Raw genomic sequence first — 21103 nt, forward strand, 5'->3', positions numbered from 1 at the left:
AGCCGTTGTAAACAAAGCCAGTTTTAGCCGTGAAAACAGGTGCTCCTATGGCCACGGCATAGCTGCCCGGCGCTGCCCAGTTCTGGCGTGCAGCCTGATCGCTGTGTGCCGCAAACACATAGACACCAAGGGAGCGGCTGAGAATTCGCTCCCGACGAAGTGCGGAGTACAAACGGCGGTAAGCGTCCTTCCAAACACCTCCAGGATCCGTCCCCATACCAGTTACCAGAGCGATGAAATCCGTCTCCCAATTGGGATTGGGCTCGTTCAGCGGCACAGCAAACGCGCCAGATAGCTGCGCTTCGCTGTCGGCAATCGCGTAGATGGGGGTGCTCGGGATCAGGTCTGTATCGAGTGCCGCACCAGGCTCCAACACAAGCAGGCCGGCGTCATTCATAGATGTCGGTGCAACACCAAAGGCGATGCCGACACGCGCATCTGCACTGCGGTTGAGCACTTGGATACGCTGTACAGGTCCGCTTGCAATAAGAGTGGATGAGGTCGTGGTTGCTGTATGGGAAAGCGCGTATGCAGTCATGTTGACGTCCTGGGATTGAGATTCAAGCTTCTGGATGCGACCGAGAAGCAGCGCTATGGCGTCTTGATTCGATTTAGCAATGAGCTCAGCTAACTGCGCTCGTGATTCGGCCAACTGGTCTTCTCGGGAGTACGCGGCAACGATGGACTGCCGCCTTGTCGGCAATTCACCCAGTAGCTCAGACGCGCTTTCGCTGATGCGCTTGTAGATCTGTATCGTTTCAGCCCCTGGCGCCAAGACTTGAAACGTAGCCCCATCGGCAACATTCGCTCTACCAGTCGGCTCATCTGTGTATAGATCTGCTCCGGTGACTGCTCCTTGCATTGCAAGCTCGGCCCTGTCAGCCGCAGCTTCGGACCTATCGCGCGCGGCAATAGCTGCGGGCATGGCTAACTCGATGCCCATGGCAGTAGTGCGATTCCGCCCAAAGCGGTCCCGCCAGATGCGCTCCTCGGAGTTCGCATAGTTGTCCAGATTCTTCGCGTTATCGGACAAATCCTTCGGGTCATCACTATCCAGCGGATTCCCGGTGTCATATCGCATGGGCAAAACTCCACAAAAAAATGGCCTGCACAAGGCAGGCCAGAGACTTGAATGCCGACCAATGTCGGCTGCTAAACAGGTGGCGGATCGTTGTCGTCATCCGCAAAGATGCGCGCGTCGTAGTTCACGCACTGCACACTGGCACCATCGGTACCGCTGGGACTGACCTTCTTGACGATGGCCGGGAAGCTCCAGCGGGTGACCGGCCCGAAATACACATGAGGCGGCTCCGGCAGCTTGATCTGCGGCCACTCCCCCGCTGGGGTCGGGGCCAGCACTTCATAGGCGCTGGCTCCTTGAGCGGCTGGCCATGGACCGGCCAGCGTGCCGTCAGGCCTGCGAAACGCCACGACATACGGATCTGCGCTATCCCAGCGCAGCGGCTCCGTCACCTCCAGCCGGGCCTGGCCGCTGGCATTGCTGATGCCGGTGAGCAGGGCCGATTGGCCGAAACCAGGGATGTCATCGACCAGGCTGACAAAGTCGCCGTAGCTGTTGTTGAGCGCGTCCAGCTCCGTGGTGAAGCTGTACGTCCAGCGTTCATAGCGCTGCTGCCGGGCGCGGCGCATGCCGATGCGCCAGGCGCGCGTGCGGTCTGTCACCCCCAGTACCTTGAGCTTTTCCAGCTTGATGCCCAGCGAGCCCGGCAGCACACAGTTCACCGTCTTGGTGTTCCAGTTGTCGTCGGCATCGCTGAATTCCACCTCCACGCCATCGTTGTCGTCGGGCCGAATGCCGCTGAATGACCGCGCAATGCCCTCCGTGGTGTTCTGCGCGCTGTAGGCATGGCCGTCCTCGACCGTACGCACACCAGCGCGCACAGGGCGCAGCAGGCCGTCATCAATCGTCAGCTCGGCCATACCGGCGGCCAGCACTGCCTGCAGGGCGGCAAGCACCGTGGTTTCGTCAAACACATGGTCTGCCGTTTCACCGCGAGCCGTCCAGATGCCATGGAGGCGCTGCAGCTCGGCCATGTCGATGCTGTCCAGCCCATAATAGCCCACCGTGCTGCAGATATGCCTCAGAGCGGCCGAGATATCCCGCGCAGGCTGGGGCGCGCTCCAGGAGCCATCGCCCTGCAGCACGGGCAGCATGCGCGTGGCAACCAGGTTGAGCTGATTCTCCGACCTGGCCGCGATCTGCCCCAGGCCCCGCACCCGCACGCTCAGCGTGGTCCAGTCGGGGTAGCTGGTGCGCGTGGGCAGCCGCGTGCGCATGGCATACCACTGCACCTCATCGTGCACCTGCGTGCTGGTGCTCTTGGCACCCCGGCGCCGCACCCGCACCTGCGGCCGCATGGCATAGGGCAAGGCGATGCGCTCGGTGAAACCAATCTGGTCCATGGTGGCATCGGTGTACCACTTGACCACGCTCTGCCAGGCGCCGCCGGCGGCGTAGTCCCGGTACTGGATCTCCACCCCCACGGATCTACCCTGCACCTCCCCCTTGTCGGAGACATAGCAAAGGCCTTGGCTGAAGAAGATATCCACCTCCAGCGTGCTGGAGACCTCAGCGGCCGGGCAGCTTACAAAGGGGCCAGCCTGCTCACCGTAGACGGTATCTGCCTGCACGGTAAAGCTTGCCTTAGCCGCAGGCACTGTGCGCGGCGCAAAGCCCGCCCAGCTGCCGCCTTCGCTGGGTGCAAGCGTCAGCACCTGGCCGGCCACCGACGCAGCCGTATAGGTACGCCCCGCACGGCACACGGCCAGTGATATGACCCCATCGGGCAGGCCGCTGATGAGCCTATAGGTGAAGCCCCCGTCACCGTCGCTGACAGGTTGAGCCAGGGTGATCATGTTGCCGGCCACGGATTCCACCCGCAGCGAACCCGTCAGCGCACCCGAAGCCGTGAGCAGCATCCACAGCGAGGGCGCAATCTCGCGCCAGTCGGCTGTGAAGGTGTTGTAGGAGCCGCCCTCCTCGCCCGTCAGCAGCACCGTGGCGACCGTGACATCCTGCTCAAACATCAGCGACATGGCCGTGCCAGAGCCCCAGGCATTGGGCCAATCCACATCGGCCGTGATCTGCGCGCCGTTGAGCGCATAGCTGCCAGCCGTAGGATTGACGTTGCCCGAATCAATGGCGCTCAGCTCAAGCCCCGCCGTGCCGGCGCTGGTGCCGCCCACCTCCGGGCAGCTGTACCAGTTTTCATGCTGGGTGATGCCGCCGATATCGGCGCCAGGCCCATGCACCGTGAACTCAGCACCCTCCAGCGTGCTCAGCGGCGTGTTGCCGATCTTGACCGTGGCCGGATCGATCTGGTACTGGCCGGGGCCGACACAGAGCAGCATCTCCAGCCACTGCTCGCGCGGCGTGCTGAAGTAGCGGCGCGGCGGGGTCAGATAGTCGGGGTAGCGGATGAACTGGCCCAGCAACTCGGGCACCACACCATTGAGCTTTGCCGTGTTCGCCTTACCCTCGGCCGAACTCAGCTGCTTGCCTTGCGGCGTGTCGTAGCGCTGATTGCTGGTCGATGGAAGCAGCCAGCCGAAGAAGAAGTTGAAGATGCTGCCCACCAGCTTGAAGACGCCGCCGTGAGGGATGGGGCGGATATCAACCTGGTCTTCATTGCTGATCACCGTCTCGGCCCAGGCCTCCACCAGCAGCAGCACGCCATTCAGGTGCAGCGTGATGGGCTGGATCTCGCGCGCCGCATAGTCAATGCCGACGGCCTCAAACCAGCCCGCAATCGTGCCCGCCCATGGGTGCGACTCCACAGGCTGGCTCGGCATCTGTCCGGGGTAAATCTTGATCGTCATAAAACAAAACCCGCGTGTAGCGGGCCTGAAATCGGTTGAGAGCAGTCAGACATGGCCCATCGGGCTCATCGGTTTCAAGTATTCGCAGCTGGCCGTCCACCTCGACCACCAGCCCCACATGCACGCACAGGCTGGCCCTCCAGGCCGTGGCAACCGCGCCCACCCGAGGGGCGCACTGTGTGAAGCCATGCAGGGCTATGACCTGGTCAACCGCGCGCGTGATGCCGCGCAGCTCACCCGGCCTAGCATCCTTCAGGGTCGGCAGCAAGGCCCGGCCAAACAGCGCCGTGCGCGCATCGCGCACCAGGCCCCAGCAGTCGTAGTCCACGGGACCGCGCCCACCGCGCACATAGCGCGTCTGCAGGAACTGCCTCATTGGTACTTGACGCCAGGCGCCTTGTCCGCCGTGTAGCGATCACGCGGCCAGGCCAGGTTGAGAAGATCGAAGTAGCTGCCCTCAATCTGCAGAGCATTGCTATTCAGATCGCCCCCCTGGATCAGCATGCGCTTGGGAGCGGCCGCCGGCGCCGATGTGTCGTCCGACAGATACTCGCGGTAGACCACATACGAAGGCTGGCCAGAGTCGAGCGCGTCACTGATCAGGCGATGCGCCCGACCATCGACCACCCCCAGACCAAAGCGCAGAGACTGGTTCCCGATGGTGCTGCGCTCCGGCAGGGAGATCTCCAGGCCGCAGGCCTCAAAGACTTGTGGCACCCCATCCACCCCCAGCGTGAGGTCTTCATAGCTGTGAGCAAGGCGTATGTGCTCGCCACCCGGCAGTTCGATGTCCAGCGTACAGATGCGCACGGTCGTCACATCATCGCCGGCATAGAGCAGCTTCAAGGCTGTACTGATTGCCATGTCTACCCCTCCGGCCACTCTTGATTCACGGCCCGGTCAATGATGCTGGAGCCGATCACCAGCTCCGGCAGCAAGCCCCAGCCAGGGGGCAGCAGTGGCCGCGCCCACACCTCGATCGGAGCCGAGATCTGCCAGCGGTCGATACCCACTAGGTCGGGGCCTTCATACATGTCCATGAATCGGCAAAGCAGCTTTCCTGAACCCATGGGAGTCCTGAGCGGCATGTTGAACCACTCCACGCCATCGACCAGCCTCTCGGCAAACCATGCCTCGAAAGCCTGCGCTTGCGCCTGCGTCATCAGCCATGCACACGTGTGCACACTGGGCACGCTGGTGAATTTGCGGCGCTGTCTCGCCCGGCCCGAGGCCATGCTGGTGCGCAACAAGGGGCTTGCGTGCCGAGTCGTATGCCCTTCACGCAGCACGCAGGGGAACCCCTGCGGCCAGTCAATGTTTGAAGTGAGTGCCATCTATCGTCCTCGGCGCGTCAGCCCGTAAGTTGTCTCCAGCGCAAGCGCTTCCTCGCCGCCGTTGCGGATATTGCGAACAAACACGTTCGTGCTGTAGCTGCCATCAGCGTTCTGCGTCTGCTCGATCTGGCCGGCCTTGCTGGCGTCCTCGATGACGTTGACTATGGGTGCGCTGCCTGCAAGCTGTGCGGCATAGTCGGCACGCGTTGCAATACGCGGCGCACCGACAACGCCCCCATTGGCATAGCCCGGCATGCTATGCAGCCCCCGCCGGAATGCCTCGAACGCTGCAGGCCCACCAAGCGCGGCCATGTCGTCCTGGTTGAGAACGCCCTCGCCCGCATGCACCCAGCCCGCAATCTGCAGCCGTGCACCAGGGCCGGTATAGCCACCCTGGTCAAAGCCGGGGATCATTGCCAGACCTTGGCTCAGGGCCACCGTGCTGGCAATGCCCGCACTGGCCGGCGCCGCATTCGCACCAAACGATGCGAGCGAAGCCATGGCAGCGGCAGGCGCCCAAGCAGCAGCAGTCGCAGCACCAGCAGCCACAGAGGTGGCTACACCAGCCGCCTGCAACGTATCGCCCAACAGCTTGTTGGCCACCATCTGGATGCCCATGCGAATCAGCATGCGCAGCACTTCTTCGCCAATCGAAGCGAAGAGGCTGCCCACATCCATCTTGCCGGTCTTGACGAAGTTGACCAGCATGTCCTCCATGCCAGTGAAGGCCCTGGACGCGATGCCCTGCGCCTGCGAGTACATATCGCGGGCGCTTTCCAGATACGTCGCCAGACCCGACTGAGCACCGAGCAGCCAATTTCCCTCGCGCTCGCGCTTCTGCTGCAGGAAGTCTTCATACAGCTGCAACTCCTGCTGCTGCGCGGTCTGCGTGATCCGTATACGCTCAGCAAACGCGGCCTGGATGCGTTGACGCTCTTTCTCAGTGTCCGCACCGATGACTGCGCTGGCTTGGTCTTGCTGCAGCTTTCTCAGCTCTGCCTGGTGCTGCTGCATCAGCGAGATCTTTTCGCGCAGCTCAGCAGCAGACTTATCGCCCATGCCATAGGTCAGAAGCTCCAGCTGCAGCTGCTGCTCTTTGGCAATCAGACGGTTCTGCGCCTCATAGAGCACATTGCTGCGCTCCACTTCGACCGCACGCTGGCGCTCTGCCTCCTTAGACATATCGATGGCCGCTGCAAGGCCAGTCGCTTTGCTGAGCTGAGACTCTGAGAGCTTCAAGCTTTTGCTTTGGATATCGTAGAAGAGCTGCTCGTATGCGGATCTCTCCTCAATCTTGAAAGCCTGATCTCGCAAGGACTGCAAGAACTTTTCTGCGGCCTCCTGATCTTTTTCGGCTTGAGACTTGCCTTTGCCTCCATCAGGTTTCGGCGGCGTTACGGGGGAGTAGGGCCCTTTGGGCTTCGGAGGCTCCGGGAGCTCAACCTTAGGGACTTGAACATCCTTTTGATTTGCCCAGTTCTTTAGGGCATCCGATGCATCCACTGCCGCGTTCTGCGCCTGAAAAAGCAGATCGCGCGTCTTGCTTACATTACGCTGCAGCCGCGCATTCCCCGGATCTCTGCTGAGAGCTTCCTGGTGACGCTCCAGTGTCCCGGTCAAACGTTCGACATGGGCTGAGGCCTCCGATGCGGAAGCCTTCATCTTGCCGAAGTCATCCGTTCCAAGAAGCGCACCAAGCTTGTTTTTCGTGTTGATGAAAGCGACGATATTGGCGGAAGCTTTCACTACCACGTTGGTCAGATCCACAACCCAGCTCATGAGCGTTGCAAAGGCCTGCCGCGTGCTTTCATCAGCTAGTTGGCTATTGAGCTGAGTAAGCGCCGGGAGCACCTCCACAGCCACAGCATTCTTGATGCCTTGCAGATTGGCTTCAAGCTTGCGTGTCTCATCACGATATGCAGCACTGGCCGCCAGCGCGTCCTGATTGAGCACCAGGCCATATTTTTGCGCCTCGGCAGCCAGCTCATTCCAGGCTTTGCCGTTGTTTTGCAGCAAAGGCTGCAAGGCCGTAGCATCATTGGCCACAGCCTCCAGGTAGAAAACCATGTCCTGCTGGGACAGGTTGGCCTTGGACAAACTGTTGTAGTACAGCTGCAAGGCATCAGCGCCGGAGAGTTTGCGGAACTGGTCGATAGTCACCCCGACCTTGGGAGCGATCTTCTCGAAGAAGTCCTTCATCTCGCCGCCGCCGGTCTGCGCAAAATCGCCAAACTTGTCCTGCACATCCTTGAAGATGTCGGCCATTTTCTCGCCGCTCACGCCAACCTGCTGGGCACCATAAGCCAACTCTTGAAAGCGAGTGGTAGACGTTCCAGAGATACGTGACAGCGTCTCCACTTCTTTGGCAGCATTGGCCGTTTCCTTGGCCAGGTTGACTACCCCTTGCACCGCCCCTGTAACGCTGATTCCCGCGATGGTTGCAGTGAGTACCGTGCCGATACCGGCCCATGCCTTCTCTACGCTTTGAGCCCGAGCCTTGAGCTTTTGCTCCATCTCTCGGGACTTGCGATCTGCGGCGCGCTCGGCATCGGTCATGCCTTTGACAAAGCCACCGATTTTTGCGATCAGATCGATTGTCAGTGTGCCGAGTTGCCGTGCCATGTTTCAAGCGCCCATAAAAAAACCGCCCGAAGGCGGCTGCACGATCAGTGCGATGGATAGTTAAATGTTCAATCCCAATGACTGAACGCCATTGATGAATGACTGGTCAATTTCAGCCTGGCCAGCAGTGGAAGCACTCTGATTGATGCTGACAACTCGAAAAATGATGCGCTTGCCCGCCAGCATCTGACCAACCAGCTGCTTGGCCTTATCACCAGTCACTGCTGTGAATGGAGACATCGAGCGTGCAACCTGTTGCATGGACTGCTCGGTCAAAGCCTTGACTTGAGCACTCAGCTCGGGGGATGCACTGGGAACTGCAGCTGCAGTTGCCTGGTTCGCGGGCGGCAGAAGATACAGAGGCGTATCACTCGGGGTAATGGTCCACACCGGCTGATCGTCCACACGGATCTGCACCGTTCCTGTTGGGATTGGCTGCTTGCCACCAGAACGAAGGCCGACAAACAACTCTCCGTTGTAGGTGCCTACAAACGGGTAGTAGCGAAAATTGCGCGTGATGATTCCACTGCTGGTGCTGTAGTCACCAAAGGTCACCATCTTTGTGACGGAGTCATTGAACGCGTCGCGCTGCTGTGTCACCACCCATTGCGGCCCAGAAAAGCCTACACCTTCTGTCGTTGCACAACCTGCCAGCGTCAATGCAAGTAAGCCAGCACATGCTATCAGTCTCATAGCCCCTCCTCGAAAAGGCTAATCCTACTTCACAACATGCGCATGGCCTCCTCAAGGGTAAGCACCGCATCATTAGCTGACCTCTGACCCCATTGAGGCAGGAAGTCAGCGAATCGGGGTGCCTTGCTGCCCCGCTTGCGGGGCACGGTGCTGCTGACAGTGAGTGACACCGTGGCCCCTGCATTGGCAATGTGCTTGGCAAGTGTCAAGGGGCCGTGGAGCCTCCGGTACTCTTGCCACGCGAGGACTTCTTCATAGCTGAGGTTCGCCTTGGCTTGCGCAACTGTCCAGCCGCCGATGCCTGCGAGGACGAGCTCGTGGAGGAATTCATCGGCGGCTGAGAGTTTTTTGGGGCATTGACCTCATTAATGGCGATCACCATGGCCCAGGCTAGCGATGGCCAAAGGTTGTATGCCTGGTCATAGGTCAGCTCCTCAGAGGGCTTTTCAATGCCCAAGCGGACAGAGAGGCTGATCATCATGGCCCCCTGACTGCGGTCAGGCTCCCCTTTGCCTGAGAAACTTTCCATCACCCCGAAGGGCTGACGCACGACCCAAATATGGTCGATGTGGATCGTGCCGTCCTTATCCAGCCACTTGATTTCCTTGTGAACGGGCGAGGAATCGACAAAGCCACCACGGTTCATCAAGTCCTGAATATTCATGGTGCGCGGCCCTTCACCAGCCATTCAGCCTCAGTGGAGCGCTTGATCTTGATAGAGCCCTGTACGGGTGCCCCGCCCGCTTCAAAGCCCGTGAAGTTCATGCCCGAGATATGGCCGCGCCAGGTACTCCAGGTACGTGTCTCAGGCAGCTCCCAGTCTTCATTAGCAGCTACAGGGGCGGTGGGATCGATGTCCACGCCGTCGCCCCAGCCCATGGCCCAGAGCACTTTGGTGCGCGCCTTGTACAGAGACCAGAGCTTGATATGGCTCGGATCAGCGGGATCGATGCGCACCGTGAAAGTGGCATCGCCAGGGGTGATCAACCCGGGAAAGGTGGATTTCGACTCCATCTCTTCCAGGCAAGTGTCATCGTGCTCGTCACGCTCGTCCTCGCCGGTATCGACGGTCAGCGCGCAAGAGACTTTGATAACTTCAGCAGCGCCTGCGTCTTTGGGCATGAGCGCATAGATCTGCGTGCCTTGAGGCAACATAGGCATGGCGGTTCCTTTCGGTGGTTTCCGCGCTTGGCGGGATGGGTGAAAAAATCAGGTACGGCGAACCCACCAGCTCACATCCATGCTGATGCGGTAGGTACGCGTTGAGGGGTCACGCCCCATGGCGCGAATGGTGTTGATGTAGCAGTTCAGCTCAATCGCGTAGCGCAGGGCATCCCGCACCGCCTTGGCTGATTGGTCAGACTCCGCCCAGATGTCGATTGAGAGCTGCCCCTCATCGGCGCATGCTCGGCCGGCCAGCACGTTGTCTGGCAGCAAGTCGGTGCGGTACGTCACATAGGGGTAGGCACGCTCTGCGTCATCGTTTTCACCCCAGGGATAGATCCGAGGCTCCGGGTCACCCAGCAGAGCGAGCACGGCCGGTGAAGCCTTCGCCACACGGTAAAAAGGCACCATCATTTCAGCTTGCTCACGATCTTGGTGATCTGCTTGTCCAGCTCCGCGCCGAACAAATTGATTGCCTGCTCCGCCGTGGCCTGCGCTGCCGTAACCAGAAACGGCTGAGGCTTTTCCACCTCAGTGCCCAGTTCAATCAAATGCCAGTGTGGGGTGTTTCCCTTGGGGCCGGTGTCGGGGTTCCCCTTGGGAATGCGGCCTTTTTCAGTTCCAACGCCAACGCTGATCATCAGGTCTCCGGTGCGCTTGTAGTGACGGCCGCGGAATCTCTGAATGATGTTGTCCGATATCTTTCGGCCCGTCTTAGCATCATCAATGCTCTCTGCATTGATCTTGGCTTGCCTGCGCACCAAACTGGCAGCCTTACCAAGGGCAGACCGACCAGGCTTGAGTTGCAGCTCGCGCGGCAATGCAAGCAATCGCTTGCGCAACTGCTCCGCGCCGCTCAGAGTGAATTTGACGTCATTTGCCATCGTTGACGCCCTCGCTTACTGGATGTGTCTGATACTCAAGGCCACTGACCGGATCGGGCAGCACGCCTTCGATGTTGTAGATGCGACCGTCGTGCACGAAGCGCATGGCTGCGGTGACACGAGCATCCCGCCGCGTGACGATGCGCGCCGTGACTTGGGACTGACTGGCGGCAGCTGCGATGAACTCCCGGGCAGAGAGCGGTTTTACGCTCGCCCAGAGCTTGGTCACCTCTACCCAACCCAGATCAATCACGGCGCCTGAGTCAGGATCGCGGCCCGTCTGACGAAACTGCAAGCTGACGAGGTGGCGCAGTTTCCCGGCCGCGATCACAGCAAACTCCCGTCCAGCATGCGCGGCTGGGCGACCTCTTGCGCATCATCAGCCATTTGATCCAGCAGGCTGGCTATGCCCTCCGTCAGATCCTGCATCGCCTTGGTCTGCAGGTTGAGGGCTTCCGCCACTGCCAGGTTGCTCTGGATCAGTCGTTGCATGTCCGAGGACTTTCTTGGCGCGCTCATATGCGATCCTTCTCCACTTTTCCGCCCAGACCCGGGTGGCGTTGCACACATTGCAGTCGGTTTGCATCTCTACACCCCCAGTCCTATGCGATAGGGCCACAGCAGAGAATGCGCGCCCATGGGTAAATCTTGGGACGAAACGCCGACTACGCTGTTTTCGCGGTTGGCGTACAGATGCCCCAGAATCAGCAGCATGGCCGCCTTCACAGGGCCATTGATGACCATGGGGCAAGCCTCATCCGGCTCTGCAGCCGCCTCCAAGTCCGCCAGGGTCGCGTAGACATTGCGGTTGAGGAACTCGACGGCCGCGGACTCCGCTGCATCAAGGTAGATGCCGATCAGGTCATCTTCGCCATCGCCATTCGTGCGCAGATGAATCTTGGCCGTGCCCAGCTCGATGAGACTCACCTCCGCCCCCGGCTTGCCTTGGGCTTGGCCGCCTCGACCGACTGGTCCCCGGCCGAAGATGCCTGAGCTTGGACGGTGTTTTCGGTCGGCTGACCAGACTCCACGGTCGCGGTACCGGCTGCGGCGCCCTCGGCCTCTTGGTCCGCAGCGCCAGCGTCGATCAGCTGCTGTCCGCGGCTGCTGTCCATGCGCGCGATCAGGCCGGCGCGCGGATCCGGCTTCTTGAACTTGATGAGCATGTTTTCTCCTGGTGGAAATGAACGGGCCCGCCGAAGCGGACCCAGTCATCAGGTCACATTGCCGAAGTCGCCGTAGATGAACGCCTCGGGACGATAGACCGCCAGCGCCAGCCGTTCTTCGGCCAGGATGGTGACCATGTTCTTCACGAAGTCGTCTTCGTTCTCGGTGGCGACTTCAACGCGCGCCTGCCAGCGGTCGAACACCTGGGCGCCCAACTTGAAGGCGCCGGCCAGGAACTTGTCCACGTCAATTGCTTGAGTGGTGACCACTGGACGGTTCCACAGAGTGGCACCGATTACGCCTTGCGGGTTGCCGATGATGTAGCGGCCAGTGGAGTCCTTGAGCAACTCGATGCGCGCCCAGTCGATGGGATTCATCACCACGCCCGTGGAAGCGAACTCGGCCAACTCAGCCTGCAGGAAAGCAAGGCGAATGTTGTCGATGTTCGTCTCCGTTCCCGCAGGGTCGAAGGGGGCGGCAAACGCCGAAGCCTGCGGAATGATACCCAGCAGGTTCTGGCCAGTGCCGTCACCGTTGAGCAACTGCTGCTCTTCCTTGAAGGCCAGGCCGTAGCGCAGGCGGCCATCGATCAGGCTGGCCAGCTGGGATGCATCGCTCAGAATCTGACGCGAAGCCTTCATGTAGTGGGCAATCACCTTGGCGGTGGTGCTCACCAGATCGAACTTCAGTGTCGATTCGGGCTTTTTGGCGGTCTCGGCCACCATGCCGGCATTGTTGGTGAAGCCGGTTTCCTTCACGTACTCCAGCGCGCTGCCATCCATTTTTCCGGGGGTGATCAGGTCACGCACCGTCATGCGACGCTGGGGCAGCGCCTGCACGCCGGGCAGGCGTGTCGTCTGCACCAGATCGCCGGCCGCACCATCCGTGTCGGTGGTCACACTGGTGATCGCCGCATTGATGGTCATGTCGGCGCGGCCGCGCGGGGTTGTCTTGCCGAGGAAGGACTTAACCTCCTCGCTGTTCACGAACTGCTGGCCCAGAGACTGGTGCTGGACATCGGCACCCGCGCCATTCGCTTCAAGCTTGGCGATCAACTGCTCGACGTTCTGGACGTTGGCTTGCAGCTCGCCCTGCTTCAAAAGCAATGCATCCACCTGCTGCCGGGTTTCTGCGCTGAGATTGGCGTTCTTGGCAGCTGTCTCGGCGTGAGCCTTCAGCTGGTCGCTGACCGTCTTCAGGTCATTCTGGACCTTCTTGTATTCAGCGGACACGTCCTCCACTGTGCCGGCGGCGCCAAGCATGGCGAGGCCGCCCAAGACATCAGCATGGGCAGTGACGAAGGCCGTGACGTCGAAGCCTGCGGCCTGAGCGGTCAGGGACACTGCGGCGACAGCCACCAGCAGGCCAATAGAAAGGAATCGAGATGTTTTCATGGTTGAACTTTCAGGATGGTTGGAGGTGAGAGAGAAGAGACGCCGAGAGGCTGGATGCCGCCCCCGTCGCAATTGCGGCTGATCGGCCGCGTTCGGTGGGATCACCCTCACCGCCGCCAGCGGGATCGCCCACGCTGGACTTGAATTCGCTGATGAGGCGCATTGCCTCGCTCTTGGGCATTCCGCTGTTGCGCAGCGCAGCCTCCAGCCGGCGAACGGCTGAGGCGCTAGCATTCGAGCTGCCCCGGCCCACCTGGTCGGATGCCAGTAGCTCATCGGCAAAGCCCTGCTCCACCGCAGCCGCGCCGCCAATCCAGGACTCCGAGTCCATAAGCTTGGCGATGGCCTTCGACTCCAGCCCGGTGCGCACGGCGTAGATGTCGCCCATGGCTGCATCGAAGGGCTCGAGCCAGGTCGCCAGCTCACGCAGGTCGTTGCGGTTGCCCATGGTCACAACCCACGCGTTGTGGATCATCAGGAAGCCGGCGCGCGCAATCTGCACCGTGTCGCCCGCCATGGCGATGACCGAGCCGGCAGACGCCGCCAGCCCCAGCACCTTGACGTTGACTTCGCCCTCGTGCTCGCGCAGCAGGTTGTAAATAGCGAGGCCCTCGAACATGTCGCCGCCCGGGCTGTTGATGTTCACCGTCACCGGGCCTTTGCCAAGGCTGCGCAATGCGCCTGCCACGCGCTTGGCCGTCACACCCTCCCCTGTCCAGGGGTCGTAGCCGATGGCGTCATAGATGCTGATTGCCCGGTCTTCATCGCGATCGGCGGCGCGCACCTCAGGGCTCCAGCGCTCGAGCGCGCGCGGAAGGATTTCGCAGCGCACGCTGGCGCTCGGCCGCCCCATCGGTGCAGCCGGCAGATTTTTCATACTCATGGTTCAGCCTTTCTGCGGCTCTTCGGTGAAGCCCAGCAGCGCGCGGAGCGCGGCCCTGGCCTGGTTTGTTTGTGCTGCCGAGGCGTCTTGCCCCAGAGAATCAAGCGTGGTCATGGCCGACTGCACCGTGAGCACTGCAGCGTTGCCGCCCATCGGCTCTCGGTCTTCCAGCTCACGAACCTCGTCGCGGGTCAAAATCCCGTTGTTCACCATCGCGGCATAGAAGGCCGCGCGGCCGGCGCTGTCGGCGCGCAGCAGGCCTTCTACGGAGAACTTGGCGTAGTAGCGCGAGCGCTCGCCCGGCGCCAGCAGGTCCGTATTGATCGCCTGCTCGATCCGCCTCAGCCAAGGGCCCAGGGTGAAAGTCAGGAAGCCGATCATCTGCTGCTCGATGCCAGTCCCCCAACTGGTGGATTTCTCGGTGTGCCCCACCATCCAAGGAGGCACACGGAACCAGCGGCAGATCGACTCCACGGAGAAGGACCGGGACTCGAGGAGCTGGGCATCCGATGGCTTGATGCCTACAGTCCCGACGTCTGTGCCGCCTTCCAGAAGCGGGGTTTCCCCCCGCTCGACGGAGCCGGCGATTTCCTCCTTGAACATCTTGCGCTGATCAGGCTTCAGAAATGCCGCAACCTTGTAGTAGACCGTCGGCAGCATGCCATTGCGAAACGTCCGGGCCGCTGACCGCTCAGCCGCCATCGCGGCCCCGAAGACCTTGGCGCCATAGGCGATCACAGAGACCCCCGTCTCACCATCCAACGTGAATCCGGGAACGTTCCAGATACGGACAGATGGAATATGCCGCATTACACCGTCAGGCCGCGGGTACTGGTAGATCTTGCGGCCGTTGGCGTCCCGCGTGATAACCAGCTTGTTCGGGTCCAGAAAGGCCAAGCCCACCAGCCTGTCGCCCACGTAGAGCTTTTCGGCACGGCCATTGCCACGCAGCAGCATCGAGGCGACCAGCGCCTCCCAGAACACCGAGGCCGTTGAATCAGCATTGGGCTGGTCGTGGATAACGAAATGCAGAGGGTGGTGACTGGCCAGGCGCTTCCCAGAGGTCGTTCGCTCATGGATTGAGAGAGGCAGCGTCGCGATGGTCTCCGAAATCAGGCGAACGCAGCTCCAGACTGCATCCACCTGCATGACCCCTTTCGGCGTCACGTCCACGCCCGCTTCGCTGGCCATCTCGCGATCTGTGTAGAGGTCCTTATCCCGAAGGCTGAAGGACCGCACCCAGCCGTCGATGGCCGCGCGCACGCGACCCGCAAGGCCCGGTTTCTTCTGTATTTTCATGCCTTGCCCGTCCGTATTGGGTTACTCAGCCAGTCATCCATGTCGCCTTCGCCGTCTGGCGGCACCAGCACGCGGCCAACAGCCATGATCAGTGAGACCGCGCCGTCGATCTTGTTGTCATTGCCCTGCTTGATCGGCCGCACCACATCGTCGTTTCCTGGCAGGGTCTTGCCGATCACGTTCGCGATGCACCAGGTCATGATCGGGTTGCCGTCATGATGGAAGCGCCCCGAGGCGATAGCCGCCTCGATCTCCTTCATCGGGTCGCTCATGTTGGTGTAGTTCTGCGTGATCGTGATCGGCGTCAAACCCTCGTCGTCCAGTTGGTGCGCAAGGTTTGTGGCGCCATGCGGGTCGATTGGCGACGACTGCACGGGGTTCAGGTGATTGGCCTCCTTGGCCTCTTCAAGGATCTCCCGGTAATCGATCTCCGCGCCATCGGTCTGGATCAACAGGCCGGCATTCACCCACTTCTGATACCGCTCGGCCATCCGTCGGTTGTCGTGATTGGCCACCGTGTCCTCGGGCACCCAAAATCGAGGCGCCACACTGTAGTAGTGCCGCTTCCCGTCGATGTCCCGCCAGAACAGGCGCGCCATGCTATTCATGTCCAACTTGCGCGCCAAGTCGAATGCCAGCACGCACGGCTGGCCCTCGAATTGCTCCAGCGTCAGGGAGGAATCCTTCAGTGACTCCCACTGGGAAACGTTGAAGAAGCCGGCCTTGGCCGTCACCCACACGCCCAGGTGCTTAGTCTTGAACGTGTTGGTGAAGCGGGCCTGCTGAACCGCACGGCGTTGCTGGCTTTCCAGATACTCCTGATAGACCGACACACCGATGTTCGGATTTGCCTTGGCCAGGACGGCTGGATCTTTCCAGTCGTCACCCTCGTCAATGGTCCACACCCAGCCGAACAGCTCCTCATTCGGAACAGTGCCCTCAAGCATTTCCAGAACTTCGCGGCGCTTGTCGTAGCACGGACCTTCGATATTGAAGCCCGCCGTGGTGATCATGAACATCAGCGGCTGCTTACGGGCCCCCATGCCGGTCAACATGGTGGTGTAGAGCGCGTCCGAGTCATGCTCGTGGTACTCGTCTACGATGGAGCACGAAGGGCTCGCGCCGTCGCCAGGGTTGCCAATCAAAGGCTCAAATCGACTGCCGTCGGCTGGCCTGTTCAGGTTCGAGGCATTGACCTCGATGCCCGCGGCCTCGACCAGCATAGGAGATCGCTTGACCATGAGCCGCGCAGGTCGGAACACCTCCCACGCCTGCTTCTCCGTTGTGGCGCCCGAGTAGACCTCGGCGCCGAATTCATCGTCCAGGCAGAACATCGCCAGGCCAACGCCGGCGGCAATCACCGACTTCCCGTTCTTGCGATTTACTTCCCAGTAGCTCTCTCGGAAGCGGCGCATCTTGTCGCGCTTGCGCTTCCAGCCAAAAGTGCAAGCCAGGCCGAACTTCTGCCAGGGCTCCAGCGTCACCAGCTGACGCTTGAATGCCCACTCGCCCTTCGTGTGCGGCAGCAACTCGATCAAGGCGATCTTTCGCTGGGCCTCCTTTGGGTCGAAAAAGTAAGGCCAGTCATCGTCCTTGGCGCGATCGAGATCGTCCAGATGCCGCTGGCAGGCAAGGATCACATACCGGCACGCGGGAACCTTTCCCTTAATAACGTCCTTGGCGAACTTGAGCGCGGCGTCAACAGCAGGATACTTAGCCATTCATCAACACGGCAAACGGATTGCCGCCCCCTTCTGGCTTCTTGCCCATGATTCGCTGACGACTCGATGGATCCAGCCCCAGCATCCCGCCGTAGGTGGCCATCATCGCGGTCGCCTCCTTGAGTGCCGTTAGCGCCGGATTCTTGACGACGCCGCCTGTGGCGCCTGCAACGGTTATGCCGTTTTCCTTCACATCAACCTGGGCCATGCGGAACTGGTCGTAGGCGTTGCAGTAAACCTCGAGGTTCTGCACGTCGGTCGCCTCGAGAACACGCTCCCGGCACAACAGCGGCGCCAGCGTCTCCCACAGGACGCGGCCGTCATCCCCCATCCAGATCGGGCAATGGATATTGCGAACCAGACCGAAGTCGGGCTCTGACTTGTTTAGCGCACGCTTCCCAGGGTTCCCGGCCAACTCTTTCTTGGCCGTGGGTTTCGGGCGACGGCCAGAGCGCCCAGCAGCACCTGCCATTGGGCCTCCGGTTTAAATTTCATTTTTCGCGGGCGTAAAAATTTGACTAGGGGCGCGGCTGGTTCCCGATAGGGGTCCGGACTTTCGACCCACCCCTCCCCCTGGGCTCGAAAATGTCTTTTTTTTGACACAATCTGCCATTTTGCTCAAAAAATAGGCATGTCAGACCCGGAAACCTAGGGCTTTCCCTTGGTTCGTCGTTCCTCACGCTGCTTTTCGCCGCTGTGGCACGAGAGGCACAGGGACTGAAAAGGCCCCACCCAGAACATCTCTGGGTCGCCGCGGTGCGGCGTGATGTGGTCGCACACCACAGCCTCTTCCACCTTGCCGTCCCTCATGCAGTAGGCGCACAAGGGTTCCGCCACGAGCTGACGCTTGCGCAGGGCTCGCCACCTTGTTGTGGTGTACCAGGCGCTGAACTGCCCGGAACTCCCGCGCTTTGCCTGTTGAGCCTGCTCCTGATGCTGATCGCAGTAGCCGTTGGCATTGCGGTGAATGGCGTTGCAGCCTCGGTGCCGGCAGGGACGGTTAGGGCGCGGCGGCATTACTCACCTCGCCCGGACGCTGCAGCGCCTTTGCAATACACACGGCTGACTGCCCCATGTCCGATTCAATTGCACACCGTACTGCTATCGGATCAGCTCCACCTTTGACCGCTTCGATGATCAGAGCTTGGCGGTTCATGGTGCATGCCACAGGCGAAGCGACGACAGCGGCCAAGAGCGCGAAGCCGGCGATGTTCACTACTGCCTCCATATTTGCCTCTCTCTGGTTAGTACGCTGCGGCATCTAGCGGCCCTGGCGCTGCAACCCGTAGGTGCGCTGCAGCGTGTCTGCAACTGGGCCGCCATCACGGATGTCGGATTCGATCAACAGCGCGACTTCGGGGGGCTCTTGTTGTTGGCGCCGCTCAGGCTGAAGCACCTCAACGTCCAAGCCGCCGTCCAGCACCACGGCCTTCACACCTTCAGGGAGGAGCACTTCCATCCGCTGCATAAGCGCGTCTACCGCGCCATTCGACAGCACCTGCTGGCACTTGATAACCAATATGTCGCCAGACTGCAGGTTAGACACCTTCACGCTATCAAATACAGAGCTAGCCAGCATGGACCCTCCCGTAACAGTGAAACAGGCAGGGCATAAGCTCCAGCCCCTTGATGGCATAGACAGAACGGAATCGAATGCGCCCGCCTGCTATGCGCCCCTGCGCATCAAGGCGGATCGGGTTGTCGTGCACCTTGATCCAGCCGCCTGAGGTGCTGACCTCCAGCACGCGGGCAAAGCGCTCCCCGGTGTCCACATCAATGACCGTTGCACCCCGTGCGTTCTCTGCTGTGTAGAGCACTTCGCTCTCCTCGGGATAGGTGCTGCCACCGAGTGATCCGCCCCTACTGCAATGTGCGTGATCGTCGGGCGTGCTCGGTGGCAGCGAACCGGGAATGAAAAAGCCGCCGAGGCAGAACCAGGGCGGCAGTTGCCGGCTTTCGGCCAGCAAGGAGACAAACAAAAAAGCCCACAAGCATCTGCTGCGGGCTATATGGGCGCGTCTATTCATCTCTGGCTACCTGCACCGCTACGGGCTGCATGCAGGGCATCGGACAATGACGACTGGTGGCAAGATTTTTCTTGCGACCGACAGCGCAATTCTAAAGGCAGGTGGCCCAGTGTCAAGCCTTTCCATGCAACCGGGAGCGTATGCCCTGCCGAGCGCGCCCCACACAGTCCTCCATATAGGTGAGGAGCTTTCTCCCATGCTCACCGCCTGGAACCTTGCCATGGCCTGAACCACCGCAAAACCTGCAGGCGACAGACGATAGCTCCCCAGCTCGCGGTGAAAGCTGAAACTTTCGACCACTGCATGCGGCACATACCGGCTTGAGCCAATGCAAGAGCACGGCACAGCAAACGGATTCGGTCTCTGGGCATTGATCCAGCGCTGCAGTCAGCTGCAGATGCAAGCGCACCTCGGGGAGCATCTTGAGCATGCGCATGGTCTCTTTGAGCTCAGAAACAAACCCATCTTCAAGGCGCTTGCGGGCAGCGTCCGAGTGCTCTTTTTCTACCTGCTTCGATTGCTTCGCCGTGGCGATGTCCCGAGCCAGCTGCGCAATCTGCTTACGGGTCGCCTGACGAGGGATCTGGCAGCCGCGGCGCGCAGCTGCATCCCACTCGCTGTGCAACCGCATCAAAGCAGCACCGAAGCGCGATTTGCTCCAGCCGGCTGCAATCAAGTAGTCAGCATCACCTTGCAGGCCCGCCTCAACTCGCAGGCTGCTCGATTGGGTTGCGCTGGCGTAACGTTCCTGAGTCGTTGGTGTATCGGTCATCCTGTCCTCTTTCATCAATTGCCCATCAAGCGCCGAACAGTTACGTTCAGCGCGTCCAGTTCGCTCATCTTTTTGATTGCCCACATCCGGCGCTGGCCATGCAAGCCCATCAGCGGGCCACGGTGGCAGCTCTCGCACAAGGCCACGACGGTGTATTGCTGGCGCTGCTCGATGTGGTGCGCCTCGCTGGGCCCGGCCTGGTCGCACACGCTGCAGGGCAGCTCCTTGACCGCTGCCAAGTGGGCGCGCTCTTTATCGTTCAGTCGGTTCAGCATCCGGAGCCCTCCCCGAAGTCCTGCACCTCCAGGCCCAAATCCAGCGCCAGCCCATGTTCAATGCGGGCGCCACGGGATCCGCGCCAGCCGGGCAGCATGTAGAGGCAGTCGCAGGCCGCGATCTGGCGCAGCGACATACGCATGTAGCCCTGCCATGTACCGCAGGCGGGCTGGGGGTTCTCCGCAGGGTTCTCGACATGGTGACCCTGCGCGCGCAGCACAGCAGCTGCAGCATGAAAGGCCGGGTAGTTGAACTCGGGCAGGCCACTCATGGGCCCTGCGATGTAGATGCGTTTCACCACGATGCGCGCCCCCTGTCCTCTACTGGCACCAGAAAGCCGTAGTCGTTGCACACGTAGACAGTGCGAGCGCCCACTTGCATGCGGTTGCAGCAGCGGTTTTCCATCCAGCGCTCAATGAGGTAGCGCCCATCCGGCAGACGGTCATATTCCGGCCAAACCAGCCGCGTTATGCGCGAAGCACTGGGCGGCTTGCGCTGGCCAGCCAGGGGCACGACCTTGCCAAAGAATGCGGGGTTCAATGCCTGCGTCATTTTTTGACCACCTTCACTTCCAGGCCCAGCAGAGCCTTCATCAGGTGGCGCTTGATCTTGAATTCCGGGGTCTCCACACCCTTCACATCCTCGATCACCTCGATGCCGTTCTCCAGGTACACGAAGTCAGCGATGTAGCGAATGGCAGGCCGGGCGCGCGCAGCGCCAGCAAACTTGACCGATGGAACCATCTCGAACACCACCTGGCGGCGCAGGTCGCTGATGAGGCTCATGGCCTGCAACTGGCACAGATGCGCCCAGCGCCGGTGCTCGGCCCGGCTGTCGAACGTGGTGCCGTCGGCGGCCACAGACTTCTTGTTGCCGTACTTGGCTACAGGGGCGCCAGCTCGCTGGGATGCGGTTTGAACTGCAGGCGCTGCAGCTCGGCCTTGACCGATTCCCGCATTCCCAGCCACAGGCCGTGCCCATGTGTCACGGATTCCCTTTCCAACTCCATAGCCCTGTACCTGGACTG

The 21103-nt window shown here is 61.0% G+C and carries 28 protein-coding genes and 1 pseudogene; all 29 read right to left on the reverse strand.

Translation table 11 applies throughout. The features are described 5' to 3' along the window. Nucleotides 1–1081, reverse strand: a pseudogene (locus ACNAZA_RS21460) (hypothetical protein); the annotation flags it as partial. Between the two features lie 71 nt (nucleotides 1082–1152). Beyond that, nucleotides 1153–3840, reverse strand: a complete 2688-nt coding sequence (locus ACNAZA_RS21465) for a host specificity factor TipJ family phage tail protein (protein WP_415798527.1) — start codon at nucleotides 3838–3840, stop codon at nucleotides 1153–1155. Continuing rightward, nucleotides 3755–4216 carry an NlpC/P60 family protein gene (locus tag ACNAZA_RS21470; RefSeq protein ID WP_415798528.1) on the reverse strand — a complete coding sequence of 154 codons (462 nt, stop codon included), beginning with the start codon at nucleotides 4214–4216 and terminating at the stop codon, nucleotides 3755–3757. Before ACNAZA_RS21470 ends, ACNAZA_RS21465 begins: the two co-directional genes overlap by 86 nt. After that, a complete protein-coding gene (locus ACNAZA_RS21475; RefSeq protein WP_415798529.1) occupies nucleotides 4213–4704 on the reverse strand; it encodes a DUF1833 family protein in 492 nt (163 codons plus the stop codon). The genes ACNAZA_RS21470 and ACNAZA_RS21475 overlap by 4 nt, the downstream gene beginning before the upstream one ends. Before the next feature lie 2 nt (nucleotides 4705–4706). Then, a complete protein-coding gene (locus tag ACNAZA_RS21480) occupies nucleotides 4707–5174 on the reverse strand; it encodes a hypothetical protein (protein ID WP_415798530.1) in 468 nt (155 codons plus the stop codon). Next, nucleotides 5175–7796, reverse strand: a complete 2622-nt coding sequence (locus ACNAZA_RS21485) for a phage tail tape measure C-terminal domain-containing protein (protein ID WP_415798531.1) — start codon at nucleotides 7794–7796, stop codon at nucleotides 5175–5177. 60 nt (nucleotides 7797–7856) lie between these two features. Next, nucleotides 7857–8489, reverse strand: a complete 633-nt coding sequence (locus tag ACNAZA_RS21490) for a hypothetical protein (protein WP_415798532.1) — start codon at nucleotides 8487–8489, stop codon at nucleotides 7857–7859. Nucleotides 8490–8518: 29 nt separating this feature from the next. Beyond that, a complete protein-coding gene (locus tag ACNAZA_RS22405; RefSeq protein WP_034380229.1) occupies nucleotides 8519–8698 on the reverse strand; it encodes a hypothetical protein in 180 nt (59 codons plus the stop codon). After that, the gene (locus ACNAZA_RS21495; RefSeq protein WP_415798533.1) at nucleotides 8695–9153 is read right to left on the reverse strand and encodes a phage tail assembly chaperone family protein, TAC; all 459 of its coding nucleotides are present in this window, start codon (nucleotides 9151–9153) and stop codon (nucleotides 8695–8697) included. Before ACNAZA_RS21495 ends, ACNAZA_RS22405 begins: the two co-directional genes overlap by 4 nt. After that, entirely contained in the window at nucleotides 9150–9650 is a 501-nt protein-coding gene (locus ACNAZA_RS21500; RefSeq protein ID WP_415798534.1) for a phage tail tube protein, read from the reverse strand. The genes ACNAZA_RS21495 and ACNAZA_RS21500 overlap by 4 nt, the downstream gene beginning before the upstream one ends. 48 nt (nucleotides 9651–9698) lie before the next feature. Beyond that, nucleotides 9699–10067 carry a tail completion protein gp17 gene (gene gp17, locus ACNAZA_RS21505; protein WP_415798535.1) on the reverse strand — a complete coding sequence of 123 codons (369 nt, stop codon included), beginning with the start codon at nucleotides 10065–10067 and terminating at the stop codon, nucleotides 9699–9701. After that, on the reverse strand, nucleotides 10064–10537 hold the full coding sequence (locus ACNAZA_RS21510; protein WP_415798536.1) for an HK97-gp10 family putative phage morphogenesis protein: 474 nt from the start codon (nucleotides 10535–10537) through the stop codon (nucleotides 10064–10066). Before ACNAZA_RS21510 ends, gp17 begins: the two co-directional genes overlap by 4 nt. Then, entirely contained in the window at nucleotides 10527–10868 is a 342-nt protein-coding gene (locus tag ACNAZA_RS21515) for a phage head closure protein (protein ID WP_415798537.1), read from the reverse strand. The genes ACNAZA_RS21510 and ACNAZA_RS21515 overlap by 11 nt, the downstream gene beginning before the upstream one ends. Continuing rightward, the gene (locus ACNAZA_RS21520; RefSeq protein ID WP_415798538.1) at nucleotides 10865–11029 is read right to left on the reverse strand and encodes a hypothetical protein; all 165 of its coding nucleotides are present in this window, start codon (nucleotides 11027–11029) and stop codon (nucleotides 10865–10867) included. The genes ACNAZA_RS21515 and ACNAZA_RS21520 overlap by 4 nt, the downstream gene beginning before the upstream one ends. A gap of 96 nt (nucleotides 11030–11125) precedes the next feature. Then, complete coding sequence (locus ACNAZA_RS21525) at nucleotides 11126–11464, reverse strand: head-tail connector protein (RefSeq protein WP_415798539.1); 339 nt, start codon at nucleotides 11462–11464, stop codon at nucleotides 11126–11128. Further along, nucleotides 11461–11703, reverse strand: a complete 243-nt coding sequence (locus ACNAZA_RS21530; protein WP_415798540.1) for a hypothetical protein — start codon at nucleotides 11701–11703, stop codon at nucleotides 11461–11463. Before ACNAZA_RS21530 ends, ACNAZA_RS21525 begins: the two co-directional genes overlap by 4 nt. 48 nt (nucleotides 11704–11751) lie before the next feature. Next, entirely contained in the window at nucleotides 11752–13098 is a 1347-nt protein-coding gene (locus ACNAZA_RS21535) for a phage major capsid protein (RefSeq protein WP_415798541.1), read from the reverse strand. Between the two features lie 10 nt (nucleotides 13099–13108). Beyond that, nucleotides 13109–13981: a head maturation protease, ClpP-related gene (locus ACNAZA_RS21540; RefSeq protein WP_415798542.1), complete on the reverse strand. Its 873-nt coding sequence runs from the start codon at nucleotides 13979–13981 to the stop codon at nucleotides 13109–13111. Nucleotides 13982–13984: 3 nt separating this feature from the next. After that, on the reverse strand, nucleotides 13985–15280 hold the full coding sequence (locus ACNAZA_RS21545; protein WP_415798544.1) for a phage portal protein: 1296 nt from the start codon (nucleotides 15278–15280) through the stop codon (nucleotides 13985–13987). After that, nucleotides 15277–17001, reverse strand: coding sequence for a terminase large subunit (locus tag ACNAZA_RS21550; RefSeq protein ID WP_415798545.1), 1725 nt, complete (start codon nucleotides 16999–17001; stop codon nucleotides 15277–15279). The genes ACNAZA_RS21545 and ACNAZA_RS21550 overlap by 4 nt, the downstream gene beginning before the upstream one ends. Further along, nucleotides 16994–17473, reverse strand: a complete 480-nt coding sequence (locus tag ACNAZA_RS21555) for a phage terminase small subunit P27 family (protein WP_415798546.1) — start codon at nucleotides 17471–17473, stop codon at nucleotides 16994–16996. The genes ACNAZA_RS21550 and ACNAZA_RS21555 overlap by 8 nt, the downstream gene beginning before the upstream one ends. Before the next feature lie 528 nt (nucleotides 17474–18001). Further along, nucleotides 18002–18217, reverse strand: a complete 216-nt coding sequence (locus ACNAZA_RS21560) for a hypothetical protein (RefSeq protein ID WP_415798547.1) — start codon at nucleotides 18215–18217, stop codon at nucleotides 18002–18004. Between the two features lie 45 nt (nucleotides 18218–18262). Then, nucleotides 18263–18580, reverse strand: coding sequence for a hypothetical protein (locus tag ACNAZA_RS21565; RefSeq protein ID WP_415798548.1), 318 nt, complete (start codon nucleotides 18578–18580; stop codon nucleotides 18263–18265). Then, nucleotides 18570–18992 (reverse strand): hypothetical protein, encoded by a 423-nt coding sequence (locus ACNAZA_RS21570; RefSeq protein ID WP_415798549.1) that lies wholly within the window; start codon nucleotides 18990–18992, stop codon nucleotides 18570–18572. Before ACNAZA_RS21570 ends, ACNAZA_RS21565 begins: the two co-directional genes overlap by 11 nt. Nucleotides 18993–19140: 148 nt before the next feature. Then, on the reverse strand, nucleotides 19141–19800 hold the full coding sequence (locus ACNAZA_RS21575; protein WP_415798550.1) for a hypothetical protein: 660 nt from the start codon (nucleotides 19798–19800) through the stop codon (nucleotides 19141–19143). A gap of 14 nt (nucleotides 19801–19814) precedes the next feature. Next, complete coding sequence (locus ACNAZA_RS21580; RefSeq protein ID WP_415798551.1) at nucleotides 19815–20075, reverse strand: hypothetical protein; 261 nt, start codon at nucleotides 20073–20075, stop codon at nucleotides 19815–19817. Continuing rightward, on the reverse strand, nucleotides 20069–20377 hold the full coding sequence (locus ACNAZA_RS21585; RefSeq protein WP_415798552.1) for a DUF4406 domain-containing protein: 309 nt from the start codon (nucleotides 20375–20377) through the stop codon (nucleotides 20069–20071). Before ACNAZA_RS21585 ends, ACNAZA_RS21580 begins: the two co-directional genes overlap by 7 nt. Continuing rightward, nucleotides 20371–20628 carry a hypothetical protein gene (locus tag ACNAZA_RS21590; protein WP_415798553.1) on the reverse strand — a complete coding sequence of 86 codons (258 nt, stop codon included), beginning with the start codon at nucleotides 20626–20628 and terminating at the stop codon, nucleotides 20371–20373. The genes ACNAZA_RS21585 and ACNAZA_RS21590 overlap by 7 nt, the downstream gene beginning before the upstream one ends. Continuing rightward, on the reverse strand, nucleotides 20625–21044 hold the full coding sequence (locus ACNAZA_RS21595) for a DUF1064 domain-containing protein (protein ID WP_415798554.1): 420 nt from the start codon (nucleotides 21042–21044) through the stop codon (nucleotides 20625–20627). Before ACNAZA_RS21595 ends, ACNAZA_RS21590 begins: the two co-directional genes overlap by 4 nt. Between the last annotated feature and the right edge of the window lie 59 nt (nucleotides 21045–21103).

Source organism: Comamonas aquatilis (genome assembly GCF_965139575.1).
Classification (GTDB): Bacteria; Pseudomonadota; Gammaproteobacteria; order Burkholderiales; family Burkholderiaceae_C; genus Comamonas; species Comamonas aquatilis.

Bases quoted from the DNA above. Each gene is read 5' to 3' on its own strand.
- ACNAZA_RS21495 (WP_415798533.1), bottom strand. From the start codon at position 9,153: ATGAATATTCAGGACTTGATGAACCGTGGTGGCTTTGTCGATTCCTCG.
- ACNAZA_RS21535 (WP_415798541.1), bottom strand. From the start codon at position 13,098: ATGAAAACATCTCGATTCCTTTCTATTGGCCTGCTGGTGGCTGTCGCC.
- gp17 (WP_415798535.1), bottom strand. From the start codon at position 10,067: ATGATGGTGCCTTTTTACCGTGTGGCGAAGGCTTCACCGGCCGTGCTC.
- ACNAZA_RS21590 (WP_415798553.1), bottom strand. From the start codon at position 20,628: ATGACGCAGGCATTGAACCCCGCATTCTTTGGCAAGGTCGTGCCCCTG.
- ACNAZA_RS21510 (WP_415798536.1), bottom strand. From the start codon at position 10,537: ATGGCAAATGACGTCAAATTCACTCTGAGCGGCGCGGAGCAGTTGCGC.
- ACNAZA_RS21550 (WP_415798545.1), bottom strand. From the start codon at position 17,001: ATGGCTAAGTATCCTGCTGTTGACGCCGCGCTCAAGTTCGCCAAGGAC.
- ACNAZA_RS21485 (WP_415798531.1), bottom strand. From the start codon at position 7,796: ATGGCACGGCAACTCGGCACACTGACAATCGATCTGATCGCAAAAATC.
- ACNAZA_RS21470 (WP_415798528.1), bottom strand. From the start codon at position 4,216: ATGAGGCAGTTCCTGCAGACGCGCTATGTGCGCGGTGGGCGCGGTCCC.
- ACNAZA_RS21520 (WP_415798538.1), bottom strand. From the start codon at position 11,029: ATGCAACGACTGATCCAGAGCAACCTGGCAGTGGCGGAAGCCCTCAAC.
- ACNAZA_RS21580 (WP_415798551.1), bottom strand. From the start codon at position 20,075: ATGCTGAACCGACTGAACGATAAAGAGCGCGCCCACTTGGCAGCGGTC.
- ACNAZA_RS21565 (WP_415798548.1), bottom strand. From the start codon at position 18,580: ATGCTGGCTAGCTCTGTATTTGATAGCGTGAAGGTGTCTAACCTGCAG.
- ACNAZA_RS21545 (WP_415798544.1), bottom strand. From the start codon at position 15,280: ATGAAAATACAGAAGAAACCGGGCCTTGCGGGTCGCGTGCGCGCGGCC.
- ACNAZA_RS21480 (WP_415798530.1), bottom strand. From the start codon at position 5,174: ATGGCACTCACTTCAAACATTGACTGGCCGCAGGGGTTCCCCTGCGTG.
- ACNAZA_RS21555 (WP_415798546.1), bottom strand. From the start codon at position 17,473: ATGGCAGGTGCTGCTGGGCGCTCTGGCCGTCGCCCGAAACCCACGGCC.
- ACNAZA_RS21490 (WP_415798532.1), bottom strand. From the start codon at position 8,489: ATGAGACTGATAGCATGTGCTGGCTTACTTGCATTGACGCTGGCAGGT.
- ACNAZA_RS21575 (WP_415798550.1), bottom strand. From the start codon at position 19,800: ATGACCGATACACCAACGACTCAGGAACGTTACGCCAGCGCAACCCAA.
- ACNAZA_RS21540 (WP_415798542.1), bottom strand. From the start codon at position 13,981: ATGAGTATGAAAAATCTGCCGGCTGCACCGATGGGGCGGCCGAGCGCC.
- ACNAZA_RS21465 (WP_415798527.1), bottom strand. From the start codon at position 3,840: ATGACGATCAAGATTTACCCCGGACAGATGCCGAGCCAGCCTGTGGAG.
- ACNAZA_RS21500 (WP_415798534.1), bottom strand. From the start codon at position 9,650: ATGCCTATGTTGCCTCAAGGCACGCAGATCTATGCGCTCATGCCCAAA.
- ACNAZA_RS21530 (WP_415798540.1), bottom strand. From the start codon at position 11,703: ATGCTCATCAAGTTCAAGAAGCCGGATCCGCGCGCCGGCCTGATCGCG.
- ACNAZA_RS21475 (WP_415798529.1), bottom strand. From the start codon at position 4,704: ATGGCAATCAGTACAGCCTTGAAGCTGCTCTATGCCGGCGATGATGTG.